20 protein-coding genes are annotated in these 23,364 nt (G+C 34.0%); 15 read left to right on the top strand and 5 right to left on the bottom strand.

The window, feature by feature from the left end:
- Positions 1 to 2: 2 nt before the first annotated feature.
- The 6 genes from H0V01_05310 to H0V01_05285 are packed head-to-tail and all read left to right on the top strand — an operon-like array spanning position 3 to position 5,936.
- Complete coding sequence (locus H0V01_05310; protein ID MBA2582791.1) at positions 3 to 986, top strand: VWA domain-containing protein; 984 nt, start codon at positions 3 to 5, stop codon at positions 984 to 986.
- Positions 986 to 2,032, top strand: a complete 1,047-nt coding sequence (locus H0V01_05305) for a VWA domain-containing protein (protein ID MBA2582790.1) — start codon at positions 986 to 988, stop codon at positions 2,030 to 2,032. The genes H0V01_05310 and H0V01_05305 overlap by 1 nt, the downstream gene beginning before the upstream one ends.
- Positions 2,029 to 2,745, top strand: a complete 717-nt coding sequence (locus H0V01_05300; GenBank protein MBA2582789.1) for a tetratricopeptide repeat protein — start codon at positions 2,029 to 2,031, stop codon at positions 2,743 to 2,745. Before H0V01_05305 ends, H0V01_05300 begins: the two co-directional genes overlap by 4 nt.
- 54 nt (positions 2,746 to 2,799) lie before the next feature.
- On the top strand, positions 2,800 to 4,629 hold the full coding sequence (locus tag H0V01_05295) for a protein BatD (GenBank protein MBA2582788.1): 1,830 nt from the start codon (positions 2,800 to 2,802) through the stop codon (positions 4,627 to 4,629).
- Positions 4,630 to 4,640: 11 nt separating this feature from the next.
- Positions 4,641 to 5,426: a tetratricopeptide repeat protein gene (locus tag H0V01_05290; protein MBA2582787.1), complete on the top strand. Its 786-nt coding sequence runs from the start codon at positions 4,641 to 4,643 to the stop codon at positions 5,424 to 5,426.
- A 12-nt stretch (positions 5,427 to 5,438) separates the two neighbouring features.
- Complete coding sequence (locus tag H0V01_05285) at positions 5,439 to 5,936, top strand: metallophosphoesterase family protein (GenBank protein ID MBA2582786.1); 498 nt, start codon at positions 5,439 to 5,441, stop codon at positions 5,934 to 5,936.
- A gap of 101 nt (positions 5,937 to 6,037) precedes the next feature.
- On the opposite strand, the gene H0V01_05280 is transcribed toward H0V01_05285, so the two are convergent.
- Both H0V01_05280 and folP read right to left on the bottom strand, forming a co-directional pair.
- Positions 6,038 to 6,826, bottom strand: coding sequence for a TIGR00159 family protein (locus H0V01_05280; GenBank protein ID MBA2582785.1), 789 nt, complete (start codon positions 6,824 to 6,826; stop codon positions 6,038 to 6,040).
- On the bottom strand, positions 6,816 to 7,691 hold the full coding sequence (gene folP / locus H0V01_05275) for a dihydropteroate synthase (protein ID MBA2582784.1): 876 nt from the start codon (positions 7,689 to 7,691) through the stop codon (positions 6,816 to 6,818). The genes H0V01_05280 and folP overlap by 11 nt, the downstream gene beginning before the upstream one ends.
- A 22-nt stretch (positions 7,692 to 7,713) precedes the next feature.
- On the opposite strand from folP, the gene H0V01_05270 reads away from it, so the two are divergent.
- The 7 genes from H0V01_05270 (at position 7,714) to plsY (ending at position 17,419) form a co-directional block, all read left to right on the top strand.
- A complete protein-coding gene (locus H0V01_05270) occupies positions 7,714 to 8,259 on the top strand; it encodes a DUF1599 domain-containing protein (protein MBA2582783.1) in 546 nt (181 codons plus the stop codon).
- A gap of 128 nt (positions 8,260 to 8,387) precedes the next feature.
- Positions 8,388 to 9,530, top strand: coding sequence for a DoxX family protein (locus H0V01_05265; GenBank protein ID MBA2582782.1), 1,143 nt, complete (start codon positions 8,388 to 8,390; stop codon positions 9,528 to 9,530).
- Positions 9,531 to 9,544: 14 nt separating this feature from the next.
- A complete protein-coding gene (locus H0V01_05260; GenBank protein ID MBA2582781.1) occupies positions 9,545 to 10,624 on the top strand; it encodes an ABC transporter permease in 1,080 nt (359 codons plus the stop codon).
- A 65-nt stretch (positions 10,625 to 10,689) separates the two neighbouring features.
- Entirely contained in the window at positions 10,690 to 11,457 is a 768-nt protein-coding gene (locus H0V01_05255) for a triose-phosphate isomerase (GenBank protein ID MBA2582780.1), read from the top strand.
- Positions 11,457 to 12,299: a 50S ribosomal protein L11 methyltransferase gene (gene prmA / locus H0V01_05250; GenBank protein ID MBA2582779.1), complete on the top strand. Its 843-nt coding sequence runs from the start codon at positions 11,457 to 11,459 to the stop codon at positions 12,297 to 12,299. Before H0V01_05255 ends, prmA begins: the two co-directional genes overlap by 1 nt.
- A gap of 9 nt (positions 12,300 to 12,308) precedes the next feature.
- Positions 12,309 to 16,784, top strand: coding sequence for a hypothetical protein (locus tag H0V01_05245; GenBank protein MBA2582778.1), 4,476 nt, complete (start codon positions 12,309 to 12,311; stop codon positions 16,782 to 16,784).
- A gap of 8 nt (positions 16,785 to 16,792) precedes the next feature.
- Positions 16,793 to 17,419 carry a glycerol-3-phosphate 1-O-acyltransferase PlsY gene (gene plsY / locus H0V01_05240; GenBank protein MBA2582777.1) on the top strand — a complete coding sequence of 209 codons (627 nt, stop codon included), beginning with the start codon at positions 16,793 to 16,795 and terminating at the stop codon, positions 17,417 to 17,419.
- 270 nt (positions 17,420 to 17,689) lie between these two features.
- On the opposite strand, the gene H0V01_05235 is transcribed toward plsY, so the two are convergent.
- Both H0V01_05235 and H0V01_05230 read right to left on the bottom strand, forming a co-directional pair.
- A complete protein-coding gene (locus H0V01_05235; GenBank protein MBA2582776.1) occupies positions 17,690 to 18,271 on the bottom strand; it encodes a 7-carboxy-7-deazaguanine synthase QueE in 582 nt (193 codons plus the stop codon).
- A 166-nt stretch (positions 18,272 to 18,437) separates the two neighbouring features.
- The gene (locus H0V01_05230; GenBank protein ID MBA2582775.1) at positions 18,438 to 20,591 is read right to left on the bottom strand and encodes a S46 family peptidase; all 2,154 of its coding nucleotides are present in this window, start codon (positions 20,589 to 20,591) and stop codon (positions 18,438 to 18,440) included.
- Positions 20,592 to 20,801: 210 nt separating this feature from the next.
- Here H0V01_05230 and H0V01_05225 point away from each other — a divergent pair, with 210 nt between their 5' ends.
- Positions 20,802 to 21,095, top strand: a complete 294-nt coding sequence (locus H0V01_05225) for a septum formation initiator family protein (GenBank protein ID MBA2582774.1) — start codon at positions 20,802 to 20,804, stop codon at positions 21,093 to 21,095.
- Between the two features lie 198 nt (positions 21,096 to 21,293).
- Complete coding sequence (locus H0V01_05220; GenBank protein MBA2582773.1) at positions 21,294 to 22,508, top strand: bifunctional 3,4-dihydroxy-2-butanone-4-phosphate synthase/GTP cyclohydrolase II; 1,215 nt, start codon at positions 21,294 to 21,296, stop codon at positions 22,506 to 22,508.
- A 443-nt stretch (positions 22,509 to 22,951) separates the two neighbouring features.
- Here the strand turns inward: H0V01_05220 and H0V01_05215 are convergent.
- Positions 22,952 to 23,364: T9SS type A sorting domain-containing protein (locus H0V01_05215; GenBank protein ID MBA2582772.1), on the bottom strand; the 413-nt coding region annotated here is incomplete at its 5' end.

Here is a 23,364-nt window from a genome sequence, read left to right as displayed (position 1 = left end):
ATATAAACTGGGCTAATCCCGAATTTTTATACCTATTGCTCGTAATTCCTATAGTAATTACCTGGTACTGGTTTAAAAATACAAGGAGTACTGCAGAAATTAAGATTTCTGGCATTAGTAAGCTCAAGGCAATAAAGAGAGATTATAAAGTAATGTTTCGGCATAGTTTATTTGTTTTACGACTGGCAGCTGTTATCCTACTTATTATCGCACTTGCCAGGCCGCAAACAAGGTCAAGTTGGAAAAATGCAACTGCGGAAGGAATTGATATAATTATTTCACTGGACGTTTCTGGTAGTATGATGGCTGAGGATTTTAAACCAAACCGGCTTGAGGCCGCTAAAAAAATTGCCGTAGATTTTATTTCCGGAAGAAAAAATGACAGGTTGGGTCTTACTATTTTTAGTGGAGAAAGTTTTACTCAATGCCCCTTAACTACGGATCATGCAGTTGTAAAAAATCTGATGATGGAAGTTCAAAATGGAATGATAAAAGATGGAACTGCAATAGGAATGGGACTTGCAAGTGCCGTAAACAGGTTAAAAGAAAGTGAAGCAACCAGTAAAGTTGTCATTTTATTAACTGATGGAGTGAATAATGTTGGAGCCGTTGCTCCAATTACTGCGGGTGAAATTGCACGTGAATTTGGAGTCAGGGTTTATACTGTTGGAATTGGAACCAAAGGGAAAGCACCTTTCCCTGTTAAAACTCCTTTTGGCATTCAATACCAATACGAAGAAACAGACGTGGATGAGCCAACCCTTACAAAAATTGCAGCCATTACTGGTGGTAAATATTACAGGGCTACGGATAATCAAAGCCTCAAGGAAATATACCGGGAAATTGATTTACTTGAAAAATCAAAAATTGATGTGGTTGAATACAGAAAAAAAACAGAAAGTTTCTTCCCCCTTGTATTAATGGCCGGTTTACTTTTAATGTTTGAATTTTTATTTAGAAACACTTTATTCAGAAGCATCCCATAATGGTAAAGTTCGCTAACATAGAATATTTATATGCCCTATTGCTTATTCCATTGCTGCTGATTATTTATTGGCTGATGTTGAGGTGGAAGAAAAAATCGTTCTCTGCTTTTGGTGATCTAGCAGTAATATCCCAATTAATGCCTGCTATTTCCCCTTTTAGAGCCAACTGGAAAACATTCCTTCAATTGTCAGGGCTCGTGCTTTTAATTCTTGCCATTGCTGCCCCACAAACTGGTTCTAAAATGGAAGAGGTAAAACGGGAAGGAGTTGATTTGGTTGTTGCCCTGGATATTTCTAATAGCATGTTGGCTGAAGATCTTTCTCCCAACCGTCTTGAAAGGGCTAAAAGAGCACTGTTACAACTAATTGATGATTTAAAGGGCGATAGGATAGGAATTGTTGTTTTTGCAGGAGAAGCTTATGTTCAGCTTCCAATTACAACTGATTATGGGGCTGCAAAAATGTTCATTAATACCATAAATACTGAAATAATTCCTACACAGGGAACAGCAATTGGCAATGCCATTGATCTTTCTTTACGTTCATTTGGTGAAATAACAGATGAAGTGAAAAACAAAAGCAGGGTTATAGTTGTAATTAGCGATGGAGAAGACCATCAGGATGATCCCTTGGAATTAGCCAAAGAAGCTACAAAAAAAGGAGTAGTGATACATACTGTGGGTTTTGGTTCGCCAAAAGGTGCACCAATTCCAATTTATAGAAATGGGAAACCGGCAGGTTTTAGAATGGATAAGGAAGGAAATACAGTGGTTACAAGTCTTGATGAGACTACCTTACAACAAATTGCTCAGGAAGCAAATGGAATTTATGTGAGGGCCACAAATTCACAAGCAGGATTATCACTTATTTTGGATGAAATTAATAAAATGGATAAGCAGGAATATGAATCTTCACTTTTTAGTGATTATGAAGATCAGTTCCAGTATTTCATTGCTTTAGCTTTATTGCTGTTCACTCTGGACTTTTTATTACCAGAAAGAAAAAGCAAATGGTATGGTAAAATAAATTTGTTTGGTAAAAAATGAGAACACTATTTTATATAATCCTGGCCCTTTTATTTTCGTTAAAGGCTTATGCCCAAAAGGAGAACAAGCTTATCCGCGAAGGTAACAAGCAATACGAAAAAGGAGAATTTTCAGAAGCTCAAACCAATTATTTACGTGCTGTGGATGAGAACAATAATTCCTTTAATGGAGCCTTTAACCTGGGAAATTCCCTTTATAAGCAAGAAAAATACGAAGAAGCAGCAGCTCAATTTAAAACCCTTACACAAACAGCACCAGATAAACCAATTAAGGCCAAAGCATTTCATAACCTTGGCAACTCGCTTTTAAAGGCCGAGAAATACGAGGAAAGTATTGATGCATATAAAAATGCTTTAAGAAATCAACCGGATGATGATCAGGCAAGGTATAATTTGGCTTATGCAATGCAAAAATTAAAGCAACAACAAGAGCAGGAGAATAAAAACGAAGACAAAAAAGAGGACAAAAAAGAAGACAAAAAAGAAGACAAAAAAGAGGAAGAGAAAAAAGACAAGAAAGAAGAAAAAAAAGAAGACAAAAAAAACCAGGACCAGAAGGATCAACAAAAGGAACCGCAAAAACCTAAAGATCAAATGTCAAGGGAGGAAGCCCAAAGACTTTTAGAAGCTATGGAAAGAGAAGATAAAAATATCCAGGAAAAACTTAAAAAACAAAAAACAACTGTAGGAGTTGATATTGAGAAAGATTGGTAATGCTTTAACTATTTTAAATGCAATTTTTATTCAGTTTAAAGGAAATTATTTTAAATGAAGCTTTTTTTTATACTATTTAGTTGTTTTCTGACTAACATTTTATTTGCAACCGAATTCACTGCAACAACAAGCAGGGCTAAAGTTGCTGTAGGTGAAACAATTACTGTATCCTTTACCATTGATGCTCATGGTTCAGAATTTAGGCCACCACAATTTACTGATTTCAGGATTGTTGGAGGACCAAATCAATCCACTAGTACGCAATGGATTAATGGGGCAGTTTCTCAAAAACATTCCTTTTCTTTTGTTCTTTTAGCAAGTAAAGAAGGCGTTTTTAACATTCCTCCTGCTACAATAAAATCAAACAATCAGCTCCTTCAAAGCAATGCACTTACCATTGAAGTAGTAAAACCAAGTGCCCAACAGCAACAACAACAGCAATTGCAACAACAAAATGCAAGGCAACAACAACAGCAGCAACAACAACAGCAAATTACGGAGGAGGATTTAAGTAAAAATCTCTTTTTAAAAGTTTCAGTGGATAAAACAAATCCTTTTGTTGGAGAACAGGTTATTCTTAGTTTTAAATTATACCATCGTGTAAATCTTGTAAATCTTGGTTTTAATAAATTACCTGCTTTAAATGGTTTTTGGTCAGAGTTAATTGAAGATAACAATGGAGGAAATATCCACTTTCAAGCTGAGGTACTTGATGGTGTTAGCTATAATGTTGCAGAAATTAGAAAGTTTGTATTATTTGCACAACGTAGCGGAACTCTTGAAATCGATCCTTTATCCCTTGATTGTATTGTTCGTTCCCGTTCCAACAAACGTAGCCAATCTGTATTTGATCAGTTTTTTGGTACCTTCGAGGATGCTAAATATACCGTTTCAAGTAAGCTTCTTAATATTCAAGTGCTTCCACTTCCTGAAAATGGAAAGCCAATTGATTTTAAAGGAGCGGTAGGGAAATTTTCAGTTGAAGCCCGTTTGGATAAGAATAAGGTTAGAGCGCATGAAGCAGTAAACCTTTTTTTGAACATTTCTGGTAAAGGTAATTTACCATTAATGGAAACTCCTGCTCCTGTATTTCCTGTTGATGTTGAGGTTTATGATCCACAATTAAAAGATAAAACATCAATTTCTTCCTCCGGTGTTTCAGGGACAAAATCCTTCGAATTTTTAATGATTCCCCGCCATTCTGGAACCTTTACTATTGAACCAATACAATTCAGTTATTTCGACCCGGTTTTAAAATCATACAAAACGCTTACAACTGGGCCTTTTGAAATTCAAGTTGAAAAAGCTGCAAAAGAGGATGATGGGGGAATAATAGTATCTGGTAAAAGACAAGAAGATATAAAAACTGTAGGTAACGATATCAGGTACATAAATACACATACTCCTGAATTTACTTTTAAGGGAAGTTTCTTTTTTGGATCCTCTTTTTTCTATATTTTACTTGCACTTCCAATTTTCCTCTTTGTTGGTTTTATTATTGCCAGGAAAAGGTATGTAAAAGTGAATAGCAACCTGGTGCTTGTGAAATCCAAGAAAGCCACGAAAATTGCAATAAAGCGTTTAGAATTGGCCAAAAAACATCTTGAAACAAATAATGAATCCCAGTTTTACAATGAAATTTTCAAAGCACTTTATGGTTATTTTGGTGATAAGTTTAATATGCCAGTAACAATGTTAAATAAGGATAATATAACACTGCATTTAAAAAACAAAAATATTTCGGAACCCATAATTGACAAGGTTGCCCTAACAATAGATCTTTGTGAAATGGCAAGGTTTGCGCCCGTAACTGATATTTCAGTTAAAACTGTTTATTCAGATACAACAGAGGTGATTGCAAAATTGGAAGGAGAATTAAAATGAAAATAAAGGCTATGAGAATAAAAAAACTGCTGTTTTTAATTTTTGTTTTTTCAATCACATTTGTTTCAGCTTCAACATCAATCACTGGTTTAACAGATCTAAAACCCGATGAATTGTTTGAACAGGCTAACAAAGCCTATTCTGAGGGAGATTTTAATTTAGCATATAAAAAATACAAGGAAATTGTAAACCAAGGATACCAGAATGAGGCACTTTATTTTAACTTGGGTAATGCATATTATAAATCAGGAGAAATTCCTTTGGCTATTTTATTTTATGAAAAAGCCTTGAAACTTAACCCTGCCAGCGAGGATGCTATCATTAACTTAAAACTTTCAAATCAAAAAATAGTTGATAAAATTGAACCTCTTCCAGAACTTAATGTGGTAAAATGGTGGAAAAATTTGCTGTTCTCAAAAAAAGCAGATGATTGGGGCTGGTTGGCTATTCAGGCAATGTTCATTGCTATGTTAATGTTTGTAGGATTTGTAATTGCTAATAATACACTATTGAAAAAAGCTGGATTTTTTTGTGGAGTATTTTTATTTGCTGTTTCAATTTTGTTTTTTGTATTTGGCAATCAGCAAAAAAACTTCTTGAATAACCAGGCATATGCAATTGTTTTTTCGCCTAGTTTAACTGTTCGAAGTGCTCCCCATAATAGCGGAACCAAACTTTTTCTAATTCATGAAGGTGCTAAGGTGCAAGTTCTTGATGAACTATCAGATTGGAAAAAAATTAGCATTCCCAATGGCAGCATGGGTTGGGTGAAATCAGATGCTATGGAAAAGATTTAATAGGATCTTATTTTGAAAAAAATAGCCTTAATTTCCGATACCCACAATTATCTAGATCCTTCTATTTTTAAGCATTTAGAGCAAGTTGATGAAATCTGGCATGCAGGGGATGTAGGAACAATTGATATTATTGAGCGACTTAAAAAAATAAAAACCCTTAGGGCAGTTTACGGAAACATAGATGGACAGGATGTAAGGAAGGAATGCCCGTTAATTCAACGTTTTTTTTGCGAACAAGTAGATGTTTTAATTACACATATTGGTGGTTATCCCGGTAGGTACAATCCTGACATTAAACTATTACTTGAAAAAAATACTCCTGATTTATTTATTTGCGGTCATTCACATATATTGAAGGTGATAAATGATAAGCAGTTGAATTTGCTACACATGAACCCCGGAGCATGTGGAATTCATGGTTTTCACCAAATAAAAACACTTTTATTGTTTAATATCGAGGGTAAAAAAATTAAAGACTTAAGAGTGGTAGAATTAGGGCCAAGTCGTTAATTCAAATACAATTTTTTTCTTTTTTAGTTGTGATTCCGTGCTTAGGTTTTAATTGCCTAATGGTTTCTACCTTTAGAAGGTGTTTAGCATTAAAGCACTGCTCAATTAAATTCCTTATTTAAAAGCTCCTTAAGTTTGTCTGATTTCAAATTAATTGACAATTCACCTCCTTTTGCAAAAGAAAGTCCACCGGTTTGTTCGGAAACAATAATTGCGATAGCATCAGAAGCCTCAGTGATTCCAACCGCAGCTCTGTGGCGCATTCCCAAATGGTGCGGAAAGTCAGGGTTCTCGGTTACTGGTAGTACACAACGCGTGGCTTTTATTCTATTTCCTGAAATAATTATTGCCCCATCGTGCATGGGATTATTTTTAAAAAAAATACTTTCAATTAATCTCTTGGAAACAACTGCATCTATATAGTCTCCGGTATTGGCAAAAAACTTGAGTTCCGAACGCGTTGCTATAATTATTAAAGCACCAGTCTTTGTTTCAGCCATTTCTGAACAAGCTTTTACAACAGTATTCACATCAACTAACATTGGCTTTTTTACTCCCCAGTTGAATTCAAAAAGGTTCTTTTTGAATTTCCCTTTGTTAAAAAATCCGGTGGTACCTATCATCAACAAAAACCTTCTTAACTCTTGTTGAAAAACAATAATCAGTGTAATGGCACCAAGGCCGATAAATTGTCCCAAAATACTGCCAAGTAGCTGCATGTTTAGGGCCCTTACCAGTAACCATAGCATGTAAAAGGACAATATCCCTATAAAAATATTGATGGCAACAGTTCCCTTAACTAACCTGTAAAGCTGGTAAATTAAAAAAGCAACCAACAGGATATCCAGAAAATCCAACCACCTTAATGTAATAAAAAAATTAATAAGCATTGTTTGATTGTCTTTGAGCAAATGTAATAATTTTAACAGCTTCTACTGCTTCTTTTACATCATGAACCCTTAAAAAATTTACTCCCTTTGTAAGTGCCAGCGTATTTAGTACAGTGGTTCCGTTAAGAGCCTCATGAGGAGTAGTTTCTAATATTTCATTTATCATTCTTTTTCTTGAAAATCCTGCCAAAATCGGCAGATTGAAAATTTTAAAATCATCAAGCCGATTTAGTAAAGTGTAATTATGGCTTGTGTTTTTCCCAAATCCAAAACCAGGATCAAGAATAATGTCGTTAACTCCCATTTCCCGCAATTCAGAAATTTTTTCTGAAAAATATAACATTACTTCCTTAACCACATCTTCATAAAAAGGATTCTGTTGCATTGTTTCAGGCTTGCCCTTTAAATGCATAAGAATGTATGGTACTTTTAACGCTGCCACGGTGCTGAACATTGCCTTGTCAAAGTTTCCACCTGAAATGTCATTAATTATAGCAGCACCTGCCTGAACAGCCTTTTCCGCCACTTGCGCTTTCGAAGTATCAATTGATATAATTGCATGAGGAAAATTTTCTTTAATTGCTTTGATTGCAGGAATTATTATTTTCAATTCATCTTGAACAGGAATAGGCAAAGAACCGGGCCTTGTGGATTCACCTCCAACATCGATAATATCTCCGCCATCTTCCAAAATATTTTTTGCACGCTTTAATATTTGTTCTATTCCAGAATGATTTGGCCCATCATAGAAGGAATCGGGACTTACATTTAATATTCCCATTACCAAAGACTTGTCCAGGGATAAAAGTTTACCTGCACAGTTAATAGTGCTATTTCTGTAAAAAAATGTATCTTTCGCCTCCATTTATTTTAAAGGTATTTTAAAAATGAGTAACACAACAGCTCAATATGATTTTGCATTAAATATATGCAAAGATATTTTTATTAATAAAATGAAAGACTATGCAAGTGCATGGAGAATTCTAAGAACAGCCTCTATTACTGACCAGATTTTCATTAAGGCTCAAAGAATCAGAAATATAGAAGAAAATGGGGTTCAAAAAGTGGATGAAGGAATTAAACCAGAATACATTGGAATTGTTAATTATGCAATAATTGGTTTAATACAACTCGAACTCGGCACCTCTAAAGACCTGGATTTACCTTTGAATCAAGCAGAAGTATTGTATGAAAAATTTGCTAACAATGCTAAATCTTTAATGTTAAATAAAAATCATGATTATGGTGAGGCTTGGAGAGATATGCGTATAAACTCCTTAACAGACCTGATTTTAATGAAAATTTTAAGGACAAAACAAATAGAAGACAACAAAGGGACAACAATTATCTCTGAGGGCATTGATGCTAACTATTATGATATGATTAATTATGCTATTTTTGCCCTCATTAAATTGGAAGAAACTAAAAGTTAAAAAATTGTTAAATAGTTTAGATTTACAGTTCTAATATAGTTTTTGAACTTTTAATGTATTGTTTAAGTAATAATAACCGCTTAAAAGAGGTTTATTCAAAGAGAAAAAAAATTAAATTGATATAGAAAATGAAGTATCTGGTAATATTGTCAAGGATTTTAGTTGGTGTTTTATTTATTGTTTCAGGCTTGATAAAAGCCAATGATCCCTTGGGATTTTCCTATAAACTTGAAGAGTATTTTGATGTTTTTGGAATGGATTGGATGCATACTTATGCTTTGGCCCTTTCCATTTTTATTTCTGTTTCAGAGGTTATTCTAGGGGTTGCAACTTTGCTGGGCACAAAAATGAAACCTGTTGCATGGTCACTTTTGGGACTTATTGTCTTTTTCACTTTCCTTACTTTTTATTCTGCATACTTTAATAAAGTTACTGATTGTGGATGTTTTGGAGATGCCGTGAAATTAACTCCCTGGGAATCCTTTAGTAAGGATATTATCCTTTTGTTTTTTATTACCATCATCTTTATTAGAAGGAATAAAATTACCTCGGTATTCAATAATCAAATTAAACCAGATTACATTTCAGTTGGTATAACAACCGCCCTTTCCCTATTCTTTGCTTTTTATTGTCTTTGGCATTTGCCTGTTAAGGATTTTAGGCCCTATGCAATTGGAAAGAGCATTCCAGAACAAATGAAATTACCTGTTGGAGCAGTACCTGATGTGTATGAAACTAAGCTGGTTTATAAAAATTCCAATACAGGTGAAGTAAAACAAATGCTTCAGCAAGAGTATATGGATAGTAAAATATGGGAATTACCTGAATGGGAATGGCAGGATACTCAAAATAAACTCGTGCAAAAGGGTGATGAGGCAAAAATAAAGGATTTTAAAATTCTTGGATTTGACGGGTATGATTATACAGAAGATATTTTAAATGACCCTGGCTATGTTTTCATGTTTATCTCTTATGACATAAAAAAATCAGATATAGAGGCACACAAAAAATTCTCCGCGTTTGCTGAAAAAGCAAATTCGAGTGGAGCATATGTAATCGGTTTGTCTGCATCATCTGAGAATTCCATTGAAGAATTGCGTCACGAGGCCCAATCATCATTTGATTATTACAGCACAGATGAAATTACATTAAAAACAATTATTCGTTCCAATCCTGGTTTGGTATTGTTAAAGCAAGGAGTAGTTGTAAACATGTGGCATTACAATGATATTCCTAATTTCGAGAAGATAGAATCTGAGCATTTAAAATAATACATTCAGGCGTAGTGACAAAATTTATATTAAAGCGATTTGCTTACGGTTTCCTTGTTTTAGTTGGAGTAATCACCGTTGTTTTTTTACTGTTTAATGTTTTACCTGGCGATCCTGCCAGGATGATGCTTGGACAAAGAGCTGATGAAGCCTCTATTAAGGCCATAAACAAAGATCTTGGAAGAGATAAATCCTTACCTGTACAGTTTTTAATGTATATCAATGATTTATCGTTTTTGTCAATTCACGAAACACAAAATAAAGAACATCACCTGTTTTTAGATGATGAAAAGTATTCACATAAACTGTTGTTTTCAGTTTCATCCACCAAGGTTCTTGTTTTAAAGTACCCCTACTTAAGGCGGTCTTATCAATCTAAAAGACTGGTATCAGATATTATATACGAGACAATGCCTGAAACCGCTGTTCTTGCCTTTGCCTCAATGCTTTTTGCCACTGTGGTAGGGGTAATACTTGGCGTTTTTTCAGCTATAAAACAAAACAGTTTATTTGACAATTCATCTCTAGTATTTGCAGTATTAGGGATGGCTGCCCCTTCTTTTTTTATGGGATTAATTATTGCCTGGGTATTTGGTCATATTTTAAGCGATTATACCGGTTTAAATATGGTTGGAAGTCTATATACAATGGATGATTATGGAGATGGAGAATTCCTGGAATTCAAAAATTTGATTTTACCCGCACTAACCCTAGGAATAAGACCCCTGGCAATAATAATACAACTTACCCGAAGCTCTCTTCTTGATGTGCTTACCCAGGATTATATTAGAACTGCAAAGGCTAAAGGTTTAGGCTATTATACCGTTATTTTTAAACATGCCCTGAAAAATGCTTTGAATCCCGTTGTTACAACAGTTTCTGGGATGTTTGCCAGTTTAATGGCAGGTGCAGTTTTTGTTGAATGGGTTTTTGGATGGAAAGGTATAGGTTCAGAAGTTTTTAGCGCCCTGGATAAATATGATTTCCCTGTTGTAATGGGAACTGTACTTGTTATTGCCACTTTTTTTGTTGTGATAAATGTTATTGTTGATATTGTTTATGGTATTCTCGATCCGAGGGTTAGAGTGAAATAGTGCTTTGTTTTTTTCATTGATCTTTACAGAGAAAGAAAAAACATTATCTTTAATATTAAAAAGGGATGCGTAAAAAGATTGTTGCTGGAAATTGGAAAATGAATACCACTCTTGATGAAGGAATTCTTCTTTTAAAGGAAGTATTGGAGAAAAATAAAAATTCAAAAGCCATTAATTCAGCGGATTTGGTTATTATAGCCCCTCCCTTTACTCATCTTGCCAGATTTAGTGAATTAGTAAAAAACGCTCAAGATATTTTCCTTGCGGCACAAAATTGTTCCTCCAAAAAATCAGGTGCTTATACCGGAGAAATAGCTGCATCAATGGTGAAATCGGCAGGGGCAGAATATGTTATTTTAGGCCATTCTGAGCGCAGGGAATATTTTAACGAAAAGGATAGTGAACTTGCTCAAAAAATAAATCAAGCCCTTGAAAACGACTTGAAACCTATTTTTTGTTGTGGTGAATCTTTAAAAGAAAGGGAATCCGGAATGTTTTTTCAAACTGTTTCTCAACAAATTGAATCGGCACTTTTCCATCTAAGCGCTGAACAATTCATGCAGCTTATTATTGCTTATGAACCTGTTTGGGCAATTGGCACCGGCCTGTCTGCAAGTGCGCAGCAGGCACAAGATATGCATACTCATATACGTAAAATAATTGCTTTGAAATTTGGCAGTATTGCTGCTGAGAATTTGACCATTCTCTATGGCGGAAGCTGTAATCCTACTAATGCCAAAGAACTGTTTGCAAATGCTGATGTTGATGGGGGATTAATTGGCGGTGCTTCATTAAAACCAGAAGATTTTTACACTATAATTAATTCATATTAATGGAATACATAGAAGTAGAATTTATCATTCAACCCAAACAACCTGCAACCGATATTTTAATTACAAGTTTGTGCGACATTGGTTTCGATTCTTTTGTAGAAACAGAACAAGGAACATGTGCATATATTCCTGAAAATCTTTTTTCTGAAAATAAAATTCTGGAAAACGCATTGTTTAAAAACCCTACTTTTAAAATATCCTATTCCTGCCGCAATATACCCTCTCAAAATTGGAATATTGAATGGGAAAAAAATTTTGAACCGGTTAAAGTAAGTAAACAATGTTTAATAAGGGCACCTTTTCATGAACCCTCCAAGGATATAACCTATGAAATTATCATAGAACCTAAAATGTCTTTTGGAACAGGTCATCATGAAACCACTACCCTTATGGCCCAGACAATGCTTTCTATGGATTTTTCTGGAATAAAAGATAAAAATGTACTCGACATGGGATGTGGAACAGGCGTACTGGCAATTCTTGCTGCAAAAATGGGTGCGAAAAAAGTTACAGCAATTGACAATGATCAATGGGCTTATACTAATACATGTGAAAATATTCAAATTAATGATTGCAATGAAATTCAGGTAACTATGGGAAATGCAGAACTTCTTAAAGGGCTGAAATTTAATACCATCCTGGCCAATATCAATAAGAATATTTTATTAAATGACCTTCCTGTTTATTATCAATCCCTGGAAAAAGATGGGAATTTATTAATGAGTGGTTTTTTTACCACTGATACCCCTGAAATTAAAGCAAAATCAGAATTTCTTGGTTTAAAATTTCGTAAAGAAACAATAAAAAATAATTGGTCAATTCTGCATTTTACAGTAAATTAGTTGCCAATTATGAAATTTCTGAAATTTATTTTTCCGCTTTTTTCTTTTTTTGCTTTGTTTGGGACACATGTTAATGCTCAAAACCTCAAGAGCTTTACCCCTGACTCTATAACTTTTGTATCAGAGTTATCAGATTTTTTTATTTCAGCTAGAAAAAAAGAGGGAGAGGAATTCATGTTAAAGGAATTTATTCCTGTTTTTTACTCCGGTCGTTTTTCAGAAGCTGATAAGCAGGTAATTTACAAAACCTGCAATATTATGCTTAAGAAGAGGATGAAGCCTTTTCCCGATTTTAAAAATTACCTCTCAACAATGATAAATTTTCTCGATGCTAAACAATCAGTTGAAAGTTTTGAAGCCTGGCAGAGAAGCCTTGAGAAGATAATTGAAAAATCAACCAGCAAGCGTTTCGTTGATTTTCTTGCCTTTAGCGAAAATATATTTTCATCCAATATAATTTACAAAACATCCAATGTTACATGGTATTCAGACAATAACAATTATATTTTCGAATACGATAGTTTGCCTTATGTTGTTTTTCCTTCACTTAATCTTAAATGCGAATCAAAGGATGATAGCACCGTTATTTATGGAACTTCAGGTATTTTATACCCCTTGGAAGATAAATGGATTGGAAAAGGAGGAAAGGTTAATTGGGTTAGGGCAGGTTTTCCTGAAAACGAAATTCATGCAGAATTAAATAAATATGAAATTGGATTAAAAACAGCAGCTTATACTGCTGATTCTGTATCATTTTATAATAGTCAATATTTTTCTAAACCGATTTTAGGCAAACTTCAAGATAAAGTTAAAGCAAATGTTAACGAAAATAACGCAACCTATCCGCGTTTTGATTCTTACCACAAGAGGTTTTTAATAAAAAATATTATTGATGGCGTTAATTATGATGGTGGATTTTCCATGGTGGGTCCCAAATTTATTGGTATGGGTAGTGACCAGGAAAATGCAATGCTAATTTTCTATCGAAATGACAATCCTTTTTTGGTAGCAGAATCAAAAGTATTTGTAATTCGACAAGAAAGAATTACCTCTGACCGTGCCTCCATAACCGTTTTTCTTGAAAACGATTCCATTTTCCATCCCGGTCTAAATATGAAACTTTTAACAAAGGAGAGGGAACTGGTACTATACCGTGATGATAAAGGAATTGCTAAAAGTCCGTATTTCAATACATTTCATAGTATAGATATGGATGTTGAGGTAATAAACTGGAAAATTGATGAACCTCTAATGAATATGGGGGTTATAAAAGGAAGTACTCAAACCTATGCTCGTTTTGAATCTTCCAATTATTACTCCTATAGTCTTTATCAAAAAATACTGGGTATGGATGCTGTTCATCCACTGGTGTTAATTAGGGAAGTTTCTAAAAAATTCCAATCAAGAGAAATAATGGCTGAGGACATAGTAAGCCACATGCGCCTTCCAATGAGCCAAGTCTCACCTATGCTGCTAAACCTTGCCAATCAAGGTTTCTTGCAATATGATATTGAAAGACAACTTGTAATTATAAAGGACAAGCTTTTTTGGTATCTGGATGCAAATGCCGAAAAGAGGGATTACGATGTAATTGAATTTAATTCAGATATATCGGGAAAAGCCAATGCTACACTGAATCTTTTAAACTACGATCTTACCATAAGAGGAGTTAGTCAGATTTTTCTAAGTGATTCACAAAATGTATTTATTCAACCCTCAAAAAGAGAAATAACATTAAAGAAAAACCGTGATTTTATTTTTGGAGGTGTTGTTAATGCTGGACTTTTCGATTTTTACGGAAAGCAATTTTCCTTTGAATATGAAACCTTTAAAATTAATCTTATTGCAGTTGATTCTTTAAGTATTAAAGTAAAAGTTGGACAAAAAGATGAATACGGTAGACAGCCAATGATAAGAGTGAAAACTGTAATTGAAGATATACAGGGAGATTTACTTATTGATGGTCCAAAAAATAAATCAGGGTTGAAATCACTTGCAAATTATCCTGTTTTAAACAGTCGTAAAGAGTCTTTTGTTTATTATAACAGTCCATCCATACAAATGGGAGCGTACAATAAGGAGAAATTTTATTTTAAGGTAGACCCTTTTACTATTGACAGCCTTAACTCATTTGAAAATGCATCCCTTAGATTTAAAGGTCTTTTTGTTTCAGCAGGAATTTTCCCTGATTTTCAGGAAGATTTAACTCTACAAGCAGATTATTCTCTAGGTTTTATTAGAAAAGCACCTCCGGGAGGGTATCCTGTTTATGGAAATAAGGCTGTTTTCGAAAATGACATTAAAATGAGTCATGAGGGATTAAAAGGAGACGGAACATTGAATTACATAACCTCCAAGGCTCATTCGAATAATTTTATATTTTATCCTGATTCTACCAATGCTTTAATGAACCAATATACTATTGCTGAGAGAAATAGCGGAGTGGAATATCCAGCAGTTGCCGCCGCCGGGGCTTATATGCATTTTATGCCTTTTAAAGATATAATGGAAGTAGAAAAGCGAAACAATCCTCTTGTAATGTTTAATGGTCAGGCAGAATCTCATGGTAAATTGTTTCTTGAACCCTCAGGTCTTACAGGCGAGGGTTTAATGACTTTTAACAATGCTGAAATGGATGCAAAAGAATATAAATATAAATTCAATGAATTTTTCTCTGACACGGCTGATTTTAGATTAGCCAGCTTATCTTCCGCTGAGTTCGCTCTTAAAACAATTAATGTAAATGCACATGTAAATTTTGCTGAAAGGAAAGCTAAGTTTATTTCAAATGGAGGTGGATCTTTAATGGAATTCCCTTCCAACCAGTACGTGTGTTTTATGGATCAGTTTACATGGTTAATGGATAAAAATGATATCGAATTAACCGGAGGCAAAAGCCAGGCAAATGACCCAGGAAGTAGTGATTTGGATTTAACAGGATCACAATTTATTTCCATTCACCCAAAACAGGATTCTTTGTCTTATTTTTCACCTAAAACTAGGTACGATTTAAAGGAAAATGTAATTTACTCCTCACAGGTTAAATATTTTAATGTAGCTGATGCCATGATTTATCCAGGAGATGGAGAGGTTGTAGTTGAGAAAAAAGCTAAAATGCGAACATTGGAAAACGCTAAAATAAAAGCAAATTACATTACTCAGTACCATACCCTTTACAATTCTACAGTAAATGTTGAGGGAAAGCGAAAATATACAGCTTCTGGTGATTACGATTATGTAGATGAGAATAAGGTTATTCAAACTATCCATTTTAATGAAATTTCGCCTGATACTACTGGCCAAACTTCTGCCGAAGGTATCATTGAAGATGCAATAGCCTTTAAATTAAGTCCTTATTTCGAATTTACAGGAAATGTAAAACTGGAGGCAACAAAGCAACACCTAAGCTTTGATGGAACTTCACGCATTATTCATGGTTGTGAAATGCTTTCCCGAAACTGGATGAAGTTTAATGCTGAAATTGATCCAATGGAAATTTATATTCCTGTTGCACAGCAGCCCGTAAATGAGGATAATTATAAATTAGCTAGTGGCCTTTTACTTGCCAATGATTCTGTTGGTATTTATTCTTCATACCTTTCTAAAAAACTTTCACCTAAGGATATTAATGTTATAGGTGCAGATGGGTTCCTGTTTTATGATAAAGCATCCAAGGAATACCGAATTTCAAATAGGGAAAAACTCAAGGAAAATATGCTCACAGGAAATTACATTTCATTAAACATCAATGACTGTAAGTTTTATGGTGAAGGTAATATGGATTTAGGTGTTGATTTAGGAAATATTACAGTAAAACCGGCTGGATATTCCACACATAATTTGAATGATAACCTTGTGCTTTTCGATGTGATTTTTCCGATGAATTTTTTCTTCGAAGAATCTGCAATGGAAAAAATGGCAGAGCGTATGCAAAAAAGCGCTTCTGCTCAACCAGTGGATTATTCAAGGCTGGTATTTGAAAAAAGCATGAGAGAATTATTGGGCAAGGAGAGTGCGGATAAATTAATTTCAGAATTGAATTTATATGGTGGATCCTACAGGAAATTTCCATCAGATTTAAATCATACTATTTTCTTTACGGATGTGAAATTCCGATGGGAAGAGAACTTAAGATCTTACCGGTCAATTGGTCAAATTGGAATTGGAAACATATACAAAACGCAAATTAACAGGGTATTTGACGGTAATATTGAAATAGTTAAAAAGCGAGGAGGAGACATAATGAATTTGTATTTGGATTTGGGTGCAGGGGAATGGTATTTCTTTAGCTATCAAAGAAATGTAATGCAGGCATTGTCATCTAATGAAGAGTTTAATAAAATTATTAAAGAAGTAAAATCAGATAAGAGAAAATATAAAAACGTGAAAGGAGAGGCTCCTTTTCAATATATCATCTCTACCGTTTCTAAAAAGAATCAATTTTTGAGGAAACTGGAGAATTCTGAGGAACAAAAAGAAGAATAATTAGGGCCATGGAAATTTATGAGTACATAGCAATAATAATGTTAGCCTATCTATTGGGTGCATTATCTCCCGCAGTATGGATCGGTAAAATATTTTACAATATTGATGTACGTAAGCATGGAAGTAGCAGTTCGGGTGCCACCAACACGTTTAGGGTTTTAGGTAAGAAAGCAGGTATACCAGTATTAATTATTGATGTGCTAAAAGGATCATTAGCGGTCTTATTGGCAGAAGTTTTCTATTCTTCTGCAAAAGGCTCTGATGCTTTTCTGATTTTTCAATTGTTACTGGGAACAGCAGCAGTTTTAGGGCATATATTTCCTGTTTATACTGGTTTTAAAGGAGGAAAAGGCGTTGCTACATTATTGGGGATTATGATTGTTATTGAACCAATTGCTGCAGGATTAACTGTTTTGATTTTTTTAGTAGTGCTTTATTTTTCAAAATTTGTTTCATTATCTTCTATCATAGGCGCTCTTTTTTTTCCTTTGATAACAATCTTTATTTTTGGTGTTATATCGCCTGCTTTTATTGTGTTTTCCCTTGGCGTATTTTTTCTTGTATTGTTAACCCATAAAGAAAACCTCAAAAGGTTGGCCAATAAAACCGAATCCAAAACAAATTTGTTTGGGTAGAATAGCTGATTTCAAGCTGAATTATATCAATACACAATTCAATTCTATTTCTAAAAACCTGTTGCCGTCAATTATTAGCAGGTTAAAAAAAGATTTTCGATTGTTGTTTTTTTGTACGGTTCAATTTATGCTTTTTTCTAGTGCAAATAAAATCAAGAAAAAGAGGAATGTAATCAAATGAATTCATTGCGTTTAATGTAAAAAACAATTTGCTTTTTACATTTAATCAAAAGGATTTTAATTGGTAAAATCTGCTTTTAACATCCTCAATCAAGGAATATTCATGAATTTATGGGTCTGTAAAGAAATATTCCATTTGGGATTATTTTTCACGTATTCAATTATCTGGGGAGTAATTTCTGAAGAACGGCTCCATTCAGGCTGTAGGTATAGTTTGCAGTTTTCAGAAACCATTTTCGCATTTTCTTCTGCCCAAATAAAATCATGCTGGTTAAAAATTATCATTTTAAGTTCATGGGCAAGGGGCAAAATTTCTTTTAATGGATGCATTGTTTTTTTTGGAGATAAACAAATCCAATCCCAGTTTCCGGTTAATGGGTAAGCCCCGGAGGTTTCAACAAAGGTGGAAATGCCTTTTTCTTTTAATTTTGAAGTAAGATAATCAAGTTGGTATAAAGAAGGTTCCCCTCCTGTTACAACAACTGCCTTTCCGGCATATTTTAAAGCATGTTCCACAATTAAATCAGAATGGGTCATTGGATGGAAACTTGCATTCCAACTTTCTTTCACATCACACCAATGGCAACCAACATCGCAACCACCAAGCCGAATAAAATAAGCAGCCTTGCCTGTATTATATCCTTCGCCTTGTATAGTGTAAAATTCCTCCATCAAAGGCAACATAATACCTGGTTGATCTTCAAAAGCGGCGGGTGATTTGATTTCTTCTTTCATTTTAATTTCCACATAATAAAAGTACTATGCAAAGGGGGTGAAAAATAGTCCCTATGCATAGTACTCTTAATTTTTATTCAGGATAAATTGCCTGATTCTTCTGCTATTGGATAATAGTCATTTCGTTAATTAAATGAGTAGCACCTGCATATTTATCAATGATGAATAATATGAAACGAGCATCTACTGAAATTGTTCTTTGAAGTTCAGTTTCAAAGGCAATATCGCCACTCATTGCTTCCCAGTTACCATCAAAAGCACAACCGATTAAATGGCCTTTTCCATTAATCACAGGGCTTCCGGAATTGCCTCCAGTAATATCGTTATCAGATATAAAAGCAACAACAAGGTTACCGTTTTTATCTGCATACCTTCCGAAATCTCTTTTCTGTATTAATTCCTTTAATTTTGCAGGAACAATAAATTCTTCTTCTTTAGGATCCTCTTTTTCAAGAATACCATCGCTTGTTGTAAAATGCTTATAAAACATTGCATCATTTGGAACATAATCCCCTACTTTACCATAAGTTAAACGCATTGTAAAATTTGCATTGGGATAATATTGTTTGTCAGCATTCATTTTTCTAAGCCCATCCACAAACAATCTGTTTCCTTTTTCAAGCTTTTCGTTTGATTGAAGAATTACGGGCTGAATTTTAGTCTGGTAATTAGTAATGAATGATTTAAAGGCAATCATTGCAGGATCTTTATCAAGAGACTTTGCAGTGGGTTTGTCTAAAAATTTATTCAACTTTTCCTGATCAGCAAAAATAGATTGTGAAAACATATCTTCAGCATACTTATTGAAATCTCCTTTATATTTAGATTCAATAGTTTTGAAAAGATCAGGATGAAGATCCTTTGCGATATCTGAATTAAAGTAGGTAAGCATTGCTGCTGTTACTTTTTTATCCGTTGGGGCATTGTAATCTTTAAAATGTTCTTTTGCAACTTCTCTTAATTGAGCAACAATTGCATCTGTATCTTCCTTTTTGGCTTCCTTATTTGCTAAATGTCCTGATAATGCCATGAAATTAGCTGAAAAAGCGATGATCTGGCATCCAAAAACAGCTTCCTGAAGATAAACCTGGGATAATTTATAATCTTCAAGCAATGCATAAGCGGCAGCAATATCAGGTATACTTTGTCCATAATATGCATTACGAGATGCATCTGCTTCAATCCATGCTAAAAAATCATTTTCCAAAGTTTTCTTTTTATCATATACAGATAGTTTTTTCAAGCCTTTTGTCTGACCCTGGAAATATTTATAATAGTTACTAACCTGGGCATAAGTAGAAGCATATTTAATTCTCACCTCATCACTTTTATTCATGTCCTCTTTCATTATAGCAAGTCTTTTTTCTCTTATTTTTACTCTTGCTGGTTGATCCTTTTCAATTGCAAGTTTAACTCCGTAAGAAGTAAGGAAACGATCGGTACGACCAGGATAACCTAAAACCATTGCAAAGTCATTGTTTTCAACTCCTTTGATGGATACTGGCAAAAAATGCTTTGATTTGTAAGGTACATTATCAACAGAATACGGAGCAGGTTTTCCATCAGGTGACATATATACCCTGAACAATGAAAAATCGCCTGTATGCCTTGGCCACATCCAATTATCAGTATCCCCACCAAACTTACCTATAGAAGATGGAGGTGCTCCAACCAAACGGATATCCTGGAAAGTTTCATAAATGAATAAATAAAATTCATTGCCTTCAAAAAAACTTTTCACATCAGCATTGTAGTGTGTTCCAAGAGTAGCCTCTTTTTTTAATTCATCAGAAATCTTTTTTATGGCAGCCTTCCTTTGATTTTCATTCATCTCAGGAGTTAATTGTTCAAGCACTTTGTTTGTTACATCCTCCATTCTAACAAAAAAAGATGCTGTAAGTCCTTCATTGGGAAGTTCCTCTTTCTTAGACATTGCCCAAAAACCATCTGTTAAATAATCATTTTTTACAGAACTATGGGTTTGAATTGCATCAAAAGCACAATGATGATTGGTAAGCATTAATCCTTGAGGAGAAATTATTTCTCCAGTGCAAAAGCCACCTAGGGAAACAATAGCATCTTTTAAACTGGAATTATTAACACTATAAAGTTCTTCTGCAGTAAGGTTTAACCCCATTTTCTGCATGTTTTCATAGTTCATGTTTTTAAGTTTCATCAGCAGCCACATACCTTCGTCTGCTTTTGTACAAAAAACAATGCCTAAAGAAACAGCTAAACATAATATTTTTTTCATCATAAGAGTATTGATTTTGGAGTTACAAATTAAGTTAAAATGCTTTAAAAGTGTGCGAAAATAACAATTATTTGACAATTAACCATCCTATAATCATCCTATTTCTTAAAGCTATAAAAGGCGTTTTATTGTTTTGCACTTTAATTGGTTGAAAAAATTCAACGTATACTTTATGCATAAAGGTATAATTTAATTAATTTTGTAAAAAAAAAGATGTTTAAAAAAATACCGCATTGGATAAAAAACAGGTATGCTATTTCAGGTTTGGTGTTTTTATTTTGGCTGTTATTTTTTGATCGTAATGATTTAATTTCACAATTCAAAATATCCAATGAATTAAATAAATTAACGGAAGAAAAAAGATTTTTTCTGGAAGAAATTAAAAAAGACCAGGAAAATCTTGTGGATCTTAAAACCAATCCAAAAACACTGGAAAAATTTGCGCGCGAACATTATCTTATGAAAAAGGAAAATGAAGATATTTTTGTTATTGTAAGGGAAAAATAACGGTTTTTTACAAGACTCACTTTTTAATTAAAATACTATTCAAGGTATCCAAATCGTTTTAAACCAGAATCAAAGAAACGTATTTCGAATTCCAACTATAAGCCAAACACTAGTAATTATGGCTGTTAGGGAAGAATAATATTTTTTTTTAACTAAAACACAAACACTATTTCGCTAACTTTGCGTCAAACCAATACAATGAATGAGAAACTAAACACAATAGCCGAGGCTATTGAAGACATAAGATCGGGTAAAGTAATTATCGTGGTTGATGATGAAGACAGGGAGAATGAAGGTGATTTTATAGTTGCTGCCCGTTGCGCAACAACTGAGATCATCAATTTTATGGCAACACACGGCAGGGGCTTAATCTGTGCACCTCTTATTGAGGACCGCTGCGATGAATTAGGACTTGAACTAATGGTTTCATCAAACAATTCATTATATGAAACTCCATTTACAGTTTCGGTTGATTTAACCGGACACGGTTGCACAACTGGAATTTCAGCTAGTGATAGGGCAAAAACAATTAAAGCTTTAATTGATCCAACTATTAAAAAAGAAGAGCTTGCAAGGCCTGGTCATATTTTTCCATTAAAGGCAAAACGTGGAGGTGTTTTAAGAAGAGCCGGACACACAGAAGCAGCAATTGACCTAGCAAGATTAGCAGGATTTGAACCTGCAGGCGTAATTGTAGAAATTATGAATGAGGACGGCACAATGGCTCGACTTGCTGATTTATTTAAAATTGCCGAGCGGTTTAACCTTAAAATTGTTTCCATTAAGGATCTTATTGCCTACAGGCTTCAGAACGAAACCTTAATCCAAAGAGAAGTGAGTGTTCATTTGCCAACCGTGTGGGGTGATTTCGAACTTACAGCCTACAGACAAACAACAACAGGACAGGAACACCTTGCATTGACAAAAGGCAATTGGAAAGAGGATGAAACTGTATTGGTTAGAGTACACTCCTCCTGCATGACCGGGGATATATTTGGATCTTGTCGCTGCGATTGCGGACCTCAACTCCATAGAGCAATGGAAATAATTGAAAAGGCTGGTAAAGGTGCTATTTTATACATGAATCAGGAGGGTAGGGGTATTGGTCTTTTAAACAAACTTAAGGCATATAAGCTCCAGGAACAGGGACGAGACACAGTTGAGGCAAATATTGAACTTGGTTTTTCAATGGATGACAGGGATTATGGTATCGGAGCACAGATTTTAAGAGACCTGGGTGTTAAAAAAATAAATCTTTTAACTAACAATCCTAAGAAAAGAGCCGGACTTATTGGTTATGGTTTAGAAATTATTGAAAATACAAGTATCGAAATAAAATCAAATGTCCACAATGAGGTTTATTTAAAGACTAAAAAGGATAAAATGGGCCATATTTTAAATTTGGGTAAGTAGTGGCTTTTTAAATAGAAATTTTTCTAAAAAACAACAAACTGTCCTACCCACCAAAAGGGAGGAATCTGTTTCAAATAGTTCATACATCCAACACTGCATTCAGAAAGGGATTCCTCATTGCGCTTCGCTTCATTCCGACCAAAGGGAGGAATCTCTTGCAAATAGCACAGGCAGAAAACCGATTGGCATTTAGGAAAGAAAATTGTATTTTTAGTAAAAACAAAGTTGAAGATGAAAATCCATTGTTATTATATTTATATACTTACAATAAATGCTTTTAATCCTAATTGTATTGATTTGTATGATAATGGTAAAATTATAAAGACAGAATAAAAAAGACCATGAAAAATTATTTTGCTCTTAGTCAAAAAATAAACTTAAAACTCACAAAAAAAGGGAATCCCTTGTTAGGAATTCCCTTAGAAATTGTTTGATTCAAAACTTTACTTGATCAGCAAAAGCTTCTTTTGAGCTGTTTGTACTCCATTTACAGAAATATTTATAAAATAAATACCATCGGTAAGTTTGGATGTATCTACATTAACATTGCCCTTTTCGGTAGTGATAGCAGTAGAAAAAACCAACTGGCCCAATACATTTCGCATTTCAATTAAACCCTGGCCTTTTACAGTATTTATTTCGTATGAAATAGTTGCATGATTGGTTGCCGGGTTTGGAGAAACAGCAATAGCATCAATTTCTAAAACTATTTCTTCATTTTTAATGTCATTTTCATTTAATAATCTCATTCCTATCTGATCATTAATAGGCTCAACAATTGGCCTGAAAACAGTATCATAAGCAAGCATATAAAGTGACTTAGCTCTTATGGAATGAAATTCATCTGCCTGATCAA

Source organism: Bacteroidota bacterium, from assembly GCA_013696965.1.
GTDB lineage: Bacteria > Bacteroidota > Bacteroidia > JACCXN01 > JACCXN01 > JACCXN01.
Note: the sequence above shows the minus strand (reverse complement) of the source record. Positions and strands in the feature narration are given on the sequence as shown.